Raw genomic sequence first — 7,098 nt, 5'->3', positions numbered from 1 at the left:
GCCGCCGGCCTGCCGCTGGGGCTGAAGCCGGGCGTGACGCGCAGCCATCTGCTCGCCTATGTGGCGATCGGCGGGCTGGTGGTGGGGCTGCCCATGGGGCTGCTGGTAGCCGCAGCAAGCCGCCTCGATGCGTCGGTGGTCACACTCGTGCTCTGCCTTTCGCCGATCTTCACCTTGTTCATCGGCGCGCTGCTCGGCATCGAGCGGCTGAGCCGCAACATGCTGATCGGCATGCTGCTCGGCATCATGGGGATCGCGGTGATCGTCATTCCGCAATCGGCGGTGCTGCGCGAGGGCACATGGGGCTGGTTCCTGTTGTCGCTTGGAGCGCCGGTGATGTTCGCCACGGCTAACAATCTCGCCAAGTACCTGCGCCCGCCCGCCACGCATTCGCTGTCCATGGCGGCGGGAACGCTGCTGGGGGCTGCGGCCGTGGCGCTTCTCGTGCTGCTGGTGTTCGGCGAGCGGATGGTCCTGCCGCCAAGCGATGCGGCGCGGCTGTGGCCACTGGCTTGCGCGGTGGCGATCAACGCGGCCTTCTACGTGCTGTTCTTCGAGACGATCCGCATCATGGGGCCGGCGCGCTTCTCGTTCTTCAACTATCTCGCGGTCGCGGCGGGCGTCATCTGGAGCATGATCGTGTTCCGTGAAGAGCCCAACGGCTTCTACTGGATCGCCATCGTCATCATGTTCGGCGGCATGTACCTGGCGCTGTCGAAAAAACCTTGATGCGTTACCGCATCGCCATCGCCTTTCCCGGCGCCAGCCAGAAGGGCGGCAGCCAGCCTGCGATGTTGCTGAGCGGCAGCACCTCGGGCTTGAGGCGGATTCCGAGCTGGTCCTTCATGAAGGCGCGGCGGCGGGTGATGCGGCCCCAGGCTTCCGGGTGGTGCTTGGCGATGTCGTCCCTCAGCGTCTTGCCGGCAAGGGCGATGCCGTCTTCGATGTTGGTGGTGAAATAGGCCGTGCCGGTGGCCGGGATGATATCGCATTGCAACGCCATGCCGGAGCAGAGCGTGAAGGTGCTGCCCTTGCGGACCGGCGAATGCACCCATTCATCAAGGTGGATGAGATGTCCGGGATTGAGGCTGACGCCGAAGAACGGATCGCCCACGCGCGACATGACGGCATCATATACCTCGCCGCCCGTGACACCCAGTCCCACCGTTTCGTACCAGAGGGCGGCGGCCTCGAAATAGGGCGTGACCAGGCGCTGGACGTAATCCTGAATGGCGGGCGGAAGATCGGCTGCCGTTTCCGCCATGAAGCCTGCGCGGCAGTTGAGTGCGCCCATGAGGCCGTGGCCGGCGACGATCGGATCGCCCCTGGCGATGATGCGGCTCGACGGGCTGCACAGGCCGAGGGGCGCGCGCGGACCCGAACTCATGTTGACGTGGACGGACTGCATGGAGCCATCAAGCGCCATGTTGCGGCAGGCCTCGAACTCCGTCATGCCCGGCCTGACGCCGAGAATGAGGCGGCGCAGCGCGTTTGACGTCTTGCTGGCTGCATATTCGAAGCAGGCGATCTGATCAGCCTCGTTGAGGCTGCGCAGACCGTCCTGCGGATGCATGAAGAGCAGGGCGGCATTCGACACCTCGCCGAAGCCGCGGAGCGCCTCCACCAGGTAATGCGGTGTTTCGAACCAGCCGGGGTCGAAGACGCCGTCGTCGGTCTCGAAGCCCTTCCAGCCGGCAAGGCCGATGCGCATGCCAGACGCCAGGCCTGCCTCGCGCAGCAGGGTGGCGAGCGGGCGGAGCTTGTCGCGCGGCTGGCCCATGAGGCTGAGGGGCTGCCACAGCCGCCGCTCGAACAGGCCCTGGGCCGCCTCGGCATGGGGATAGCCCTCATTGCCGGCGAACAGCACCGGCACGCGATCAAGGAGCACGAGCAGCAGTGCCTCCTCGAAGCGGGGGTCGTGGCCGGTGGCCCAGGCGAGGTTCGCCACATGCTCGCGGTCGCCATAGATGACGAGGGCGCTGAGGCCATGAAGCTGCATCCGTTCGCGAAGCCTGGCGAGGCGGGCCTCGAAAAGGGTCCGCCCCAGCACGGGCTCAGACACGGGTTCGCCGTAATCGGGCAGTTCAATGCCGGTCAGGATCGCATGCCGCATGGTCATCCTCCGCTGTCGTTCCGGCGAGGATAGCGAAGTGGTGCAGCCCGTCCAGCCATTGCATCGCGCAGATGTGATCGGCCGTTGTGTTGGCTGCGTTTCATGAACGGCCTATGTAGGCCTGGAACAGGAGAGTTTGCCCATGCTCATCAAGCGCAGCCCCGGCTGGACCATACCGGAACATCAGGTGACGCCTGAGCATGTGTTCCTGAACCGGCGCAGCTTCATGGGCGCTGCGGCAGGCGCCATGGCGCTGGCCGCGGCCCGCCCGGCGCTGGCAGCAGAGGACCCTTCAGCTGCGCTTTACCCCGCGAAAGCCAACCCGGCCTATACGGATGCGCAGCGCCCGCTGACGGATGAGCGGGATGCCACCACGTTCAACAACTACTATGAATTCGGCTCGTCCAAGCGCATCGCCGCGGCAGCAGAGAAGCTGCCGATCCGCCCATGGGAGGTGGTGCTGGACGGTGAGGTCGAAAAGCCCATCACCCTTGGCATCGACGAGTTGTTGAAGCAGGTGACGCTGGAAGAGCGCATCTACCGCCACCGTTGCGTGGAGGCCTGGTCCATGGTGGTGCCGTGGACGGGCTTCACGGTGAAGAGCCTGGTTGCCATCGCCAAGCCCACGGCGGAGGCGAAGTTCCTGCGCTTCGAGACCTTCAACATGCCGGATGTGGCGCCGGGCCAGAAGGACGGCCTCTTCACCAGCTATCCCTGGCCTTATGTTGAGGGCATCACCCTGGCTGAAGCGATGAACGACCTGCCGCTGATGGTGACGGGCGCCTATGGCAAGCCGTTGCCCAACAGCATGGGAGCGCCCTTGAGGCTGCACCTGCCGTGGAAATATGGCTTCAAGTCCATCAAGGGCATCGTGCGGGTGAGCTTCACCCGGGAGCGTCCGGTGAGCTTCTGGGAAACGCTGGGGCCCAGCGAATATGGCTTCTGGGCCAACGTCAACCCGGATGTGGCTCATCCGCGCTGGAGCCAGGCGACGGAGCAGGTGCTGGGCAGCGACGAGCGCATCCCCACGCTGCTCTACAATGGCTATGGTGAACAGGTGGCGGGGCTTTATGCCGGCCTCGAGAACGAAAAGCTGTTCATGTAAAAGAAAAGGCCGGTCATACCGGACCAGCCTCAAAGTTATCCGATTTCCCTCACGAGGGTTGGTCCTGTCATTCCATCTCAGGGAGGATGGCGGCTGGACCCTCAACCGGCGCCGCAAGGGGAGGTGAGCGGCGGCAGCGGATGCCGCGCTGGAAACGCGGTGATGGAATGATGCGGCCAGCCCCGGCTGCTGGCAACACGGGCTATCTCATGGGTGGCATGCCGCGCGGGCATGCCGTGCGCCTCAGAAGCTCCATTCCTTGGCCTTGGCCACGAGGAAATCGCGGAACACGGTGACGCGCTTGGTGTCCTTCAGTTCTTCCGGATAGACGAAATAGGTGTCGAACTCCGGCGTCTCGACCGGAAGATCGATCTGCACGAGGCCTGAATCCTCGGGCACGATGTAATCGGCGAGCGAGGCGATGCCCATGCCGGCCTGCACCGCGCGGCGAAGCCCGTAAGCGTTGTTGACGCGCAAGGCCGCGGGGCGCGGGTCGCCCTCGGGGCGGCCGACATGCTCCAGCCAGTTGACGGTCGTGAGATAGTTGGGCGCCTGGCCGAAGGTGAGGATCTTGTGGCGATCAAGGTCTTCCAGCGACTTGGGGATGCCGTTCTTCTTGAGGTACTCGGTGGAGGCATAGAGGTGGTGGTGCACGGTGAACAGCTTGCGCTGGATGAGGTCCGGCTGGGTGGGACGGCGGAGCCTGATGGCCACATCCGCCTCGCGCATCGAGAGGTCGAGCTCGCGGTCATCAAGAAGGAGGGTGACGTTGATCTCCGGGTAGATCTCGGAGAACTCCTTGAGGCGCGGCGTGAGCCAGACGCTGCCCAGCCCCACGGTCGTGGTGATGCGGAGCTCGCCTGACGGCTTCTCCTTCGAATCCATCAGCCTTGTCTGCGCGGCGGTGAGCTTGGTGAACACCTCATGCGCCGTGCGATAGAGCATCTCGCCCTGTTCGGTGAGGATCAATCCGCGCGCGTGGCGGTGGAAGAGGGGAACGTTCAGCGCATCCTCAAGTGCTGAGATCTGGCGGCTCACCGCTGATTGCGACAGGCCAAGGTCATGGCCCGCATGGGTGAAGCTTCCGGCATCCGCCACGGCGTGGAAGATGCGAAGCTTGTCCCAGTCCATCACGCTATTCAGCGGCATGGCGAATCTCGGTTCTGGTGTGGAGCCAGCGTTCGGCCTCAAGTGCTGCCATGCAGCCCATGCCGGCGGCCGTCACCGCCTGGCGGTAGACGTCGTCGGTGACGTCGCCCGCGGCATAGACGCCGGGAATGGCGGTGGCCGTCGAGCGCGGTTCGGTGATCAGGTAGCCGCCCTGCTTGAAGGGCAATTGGCCCTCGAACAGCTCGGTTGCGGGCTTGTGGCCGATGGCGATGAAGATGCCGTCGAAGGCCAAGTCCTCGGTTGCGCCGGTCTTGACGTTCTTCAGGCGGGCATGGGTGACGCCCTTCGGATTATCCGTACCCAGAACATCGGCCAGTGTCGTGTCCCACATCACCTTGATTTTGGGGTGGTTGAACAGGCGGTTCTGCAGGATGCGCTCCGCCTTGAATTCGTTCCGGCGGTGGATGACCACCACCTCGCTGGCGAAATTGGTGAGGAAGAGCGCTTCCTCCACTGCCGTGTTGCCGCCGCCCACCACGAGCACGCGCTTGTTGCGGTAGAAGAATCCGTCGCAGGTGGCGCAGGCCGAGACACCGAAGCCGCGGAAGGCCTGCTCGGAGGGAAGGTCCAGCCACTTGGCCTGCGCGCCGGTGCAGATGATGAGCGCGTCACAGGTATATTCCTGCCCCGAATCGCCCTTGAGCCAGATCGGCTTGTCGTTGAGCCTGACCTCGGTGATCGTGTCGGAGACGACATCAGTGCCGACATGCTCGGCCTGGGCCTTCATCTGCTCCATGAGCCATGGGCCCTGGACCACATCAGCGAAGCCCGGATAATTCTCGACGTCGGTCGTGATCGTAAGCTGGCCTCCCGGCTGGATGCCCTGCACGAGCAGGGGCTTCAGCATGGCGCGGGCGGCATAGATGGCGGCGGTATAACCGGCAGGCCCCGATCCGAGGATCAGGACCCGGGCATGGCGGGCGGACATGGCGGACTCCAGATTGCTATGAGAAAACAGCATAGCTCATTTGGGCCCGGCGGCAAGACCATCACAAGCTGTTGTGAACAGCCCTCGCGCCGCGCGCCCCGGCTTGCTACACCGCCGGTCCATGAGCGATGCCATGCCTTCTTCCCCCCATACCGGCTGGTTCAGCCTGGTCTCCGCGACGCTGACCGCCGTGGTGGTGGGCTTTGCCTCGACGATCCTCCTCATCATGGAGGCGGCGCGGAATGCTGGCGCCACGCCATCCCAGCAGGCCTCCTGGGCGGCGGCGCTGTGTTTTGGCATGGCGATCTCGTCCCTCATTCTGTCCTGGCGCTACCGCATGCCGATGATCACCGCCTGGTCGACGCCCGGCGCGGTGCTGATCGCCACCTCGGGCGGCGGCATCAGCTATCCCGAGGCACTTGGCGCCTTTGTGGTGGCGGGCCTGCTCATGGTGGTGGCGGGGCTGATCAAGCCGCTGGAACGGGCGATCGAGAAGATCCCGGCCCCCATCGCCGCCGCCATGCTGGCGGGCGTGCTGCTGCGCTACACGCTGGGCGTGCCGGGGGCCGCACTCGCCATGCCGCTCGCCGTGCTGCCGCTGGTCATCGTGTTCTTCGGGCTGAGGCTCTCCTATCCGCTCTATGCGGTGCCGGTCGTCGTGGTGGCGGGGGTCGCCATGGCCGGGATCAGCGGCAGCTTCGCTGGCGATTGCTGCAGCTTCGGCATCACCGCGCTCGAATGGACAACGCCGGTTTTCGACCTCGGCACGATCCTGTCGATCGGGGTGCCGCTGTTTCTCGTCACCATGGCGTCCCAGAACCTGCCCGGCTTCGCGGTGTTGCGGGCGAGTGGCTATCAGCCGCCGGTGCAGCCCGCGCTGATCGTCACCGGCGCCACCTCCATGGCGCTCGCGCCCTTCGGCAGCCATGCCATCAACATGGCGGCAATCACCGCCTCGATCGTCACGGGGCCGGACTGCCACCCGGACCCGAGGAAGCGCTGGCTGATCGCCTGGCCCTATCTGGTGCTCTACGGCCTGATCGGCCTCATGGCGGCGAGCTTCGTGGCGGTGCTGGGCGCACTGCCCAAGGAGCTCATCACCGCCATCGCGGGGCTGGCGCTGTTCTCGCCGCTGATGGGCAGCATCACCACGATGATGAAGGAGCCCCGCGACATTGAGAGCGCCCTCATCACCTTCCTCGTCACCGCGAGCGGGCTCACCATCGCCGGGGTGGGTTCGGCCTTCTGGGGGCTGGTGGCGGGGCTGGCGCTGTTTGGCGCGCGCCATCTTATCAAGCGTGCTTGAACAGCCCCACGGCACCTGATCTGCTTCGGTCTCCGGGACGTTTTCAGTCCATGAAAAGATTTCTGCTGACGCTGTTTGTTTTGTTCACCGCAATTGGATCCGCCATGGCCGAAACCACTGCCCATGATTTCACGCTGACCGGTATCGACGGCCAGCCGATGCCGCTCGCGCAGTTCAAGGGACACCCTGTGCTGATCGTCAACACCGCGTCCGAATGCGGCTTCACCCCGCAGTATGAGGAACTCGAGGCACTCTGGCAGGCCTACAAGGACAGGGGGCTCGTCATCATCGGCGTGCCGTCCAATGATTTTGGCGGGCAGGAGCCGGGTACGGCCACGGAAATCGCCAATTTCTGCAAGCTCAACTACGGCGTGACGTTTCCGCTCGCTGACAAGACGGTGGTGAAGGGCGCGGGCGCCCACCCCTTCTATGTGTGGGCCGGCGAGAAGGCGGGCATGCTGGGGCGGCCCAAGTGG

At 65.0% G+C, this 7,098-nt stretch carries 7 protein-coding genes; 4 read left to right on the top strand and 3 right to left on the bottom strand.

Annotation, left to right across the window (positions count from 1 at the left end; genetic code table 11):
• Positions 1-729: DMT family transporter (locus ACILRA_RS17295; RefSeq protein ID WP_395663312.1), on the top strand; the 729-nt coding region annotated here is incomplete at its 5' end.
• A 4-nt stretch (positions 730-733) separates the two neighbouring features.
• On the opposite strand, the gene ACILRA_RS17290 is transcribed toward ACILRA_RS17295, so the two are convergent.
• Complete coding sequence (locus ACILRA_RS17290; protein WP_395663311.1) at positions 734-2,113, bottom strand: aminopeptidase P family N-terminal domain-containing protein; 1,380 nt, start codon at positions 2,111-2,113, stop codon at positions 734-736.
• Positions 2,114-2,255: 142 nt separating this feature from the next.
• Between ACILRA_RS17290 and msrP the strand changes: the two genes are divergently transcribed.
• Complete coding sequence (gene msrP / locus ACILRA_RS17285) at positions 2,256-3,218, top strand: protein-methionine-sulfoxide reductase catalytic subunit MsrP (protein WP_395663310.1); 963 nt, start codon at positions 2,256-2,258, stop codon at positions 3,216-3,218.
• A gap of 243 nt (positions 3,219-3,461) precedes the next feature.
• Here msrP and ACILRA_RS17280 read toward each other — a convergent pair whose 3' ends face one another.
• Together ACILRA_RS17280 and trxB are read right to left on the bottom strand one after the other, a co-directional pair.
• The gene (locus ACILRA_RS17280) at positions 3,462-4,367 is read right to left on the bottom strand and encodes a LysR family transcriptional regulator (RefSeq protein ID WP_395663309.1); all 906 of its coding nucleotides are present in this window, start codon (positions 4,365-4,367) and stop codon (positions 3,462-3,464) included.
• On the bottom strand, positions 4,354-5,316 hold the full coding sequence (trxB, locus tag ACILRA_RS17275; protein ID WP_395663308.1) for a thioredoxin-disulfide reductase: 963 nt from the start codon (positions 5,314-5,316) through the stop codon (positions 4,354-4,356). The genes ACILRA_RS17280 and trxB overlap by 14 nt, the downstream gene beginning before the upstream one ends.
• Before the next feature lie 133 nt (positions 5,317-5,449).
• Between trxB and ACILRA_RS17270 the strand changes: the two genes are divergently transcribed.
• A complete protein-coding gene (locus ACILRA_RS17270; protein WP_395663307.1) occupies positions 5,450-6,622 on the top strand; it encodes a benzoate/H(+) symporter BenE family transporter in 1,173 nt (390 codons plus the stop codon).
• Positions 6,623-6,672: 50 nt separating this feature from the next.
• Positions 6,673-7,098: glutathione peroxidase (locus ACILRA_RS17265; protein ID WP_395663306.1), on the top strand; the 426-nt coding region annotated here is incomplete at its 3' end.

Origin of the sequence: Aestuariivirga sp. (assembly GCF_044239095.1) — a bacterium.
GTDB lineage: Bacteria > Pseudomonadota > Alphaproteobacteria > Rhizobiales > Aestuariivirgaceae > Aestuariivirga.
Note: the sequence above shows the minus strand (reverse complement) of the source record. Positions and strands in the feature narration are given on the sequence as shown.

Coding starts and splice junctions, on each gene's coding strand:
- ACILRA_RS17270 (WP_395663307.1), top strand. CDS start 5,450: ATGCCTTCTTCCCCCCATACCGGCTGGTTCAGCCTGGTCTCCGCGACG.
- msrP (WP_395663310.1), top strand. CDS start 2,256: ATGCTCATCAAGCGCAGCCCCGGCTGGACCATACCGGAACATCAGGTG.
- ACILRA_RS17290 (WP_395663311.1), bottom strand. CDS start 2,113: ATGCGGCATGCGATCCTGACCGGCATTGAACTGCCCGATTACGGCGAA.
- trxB (WP_395663308.1), bottom strand. CDS start 5,316: ATGTCCGCCCGCCATGCCCGGGTCCTGATCCTCGGATCGGGGCCTGCC.
- ACILRA_RS17280 (WP_395663309.1), bottom strand. CDS start 4,367: ATGCCGCTGAATAGCGTGATGGACTGGGACAAGCTTCGCATCTTCCAC.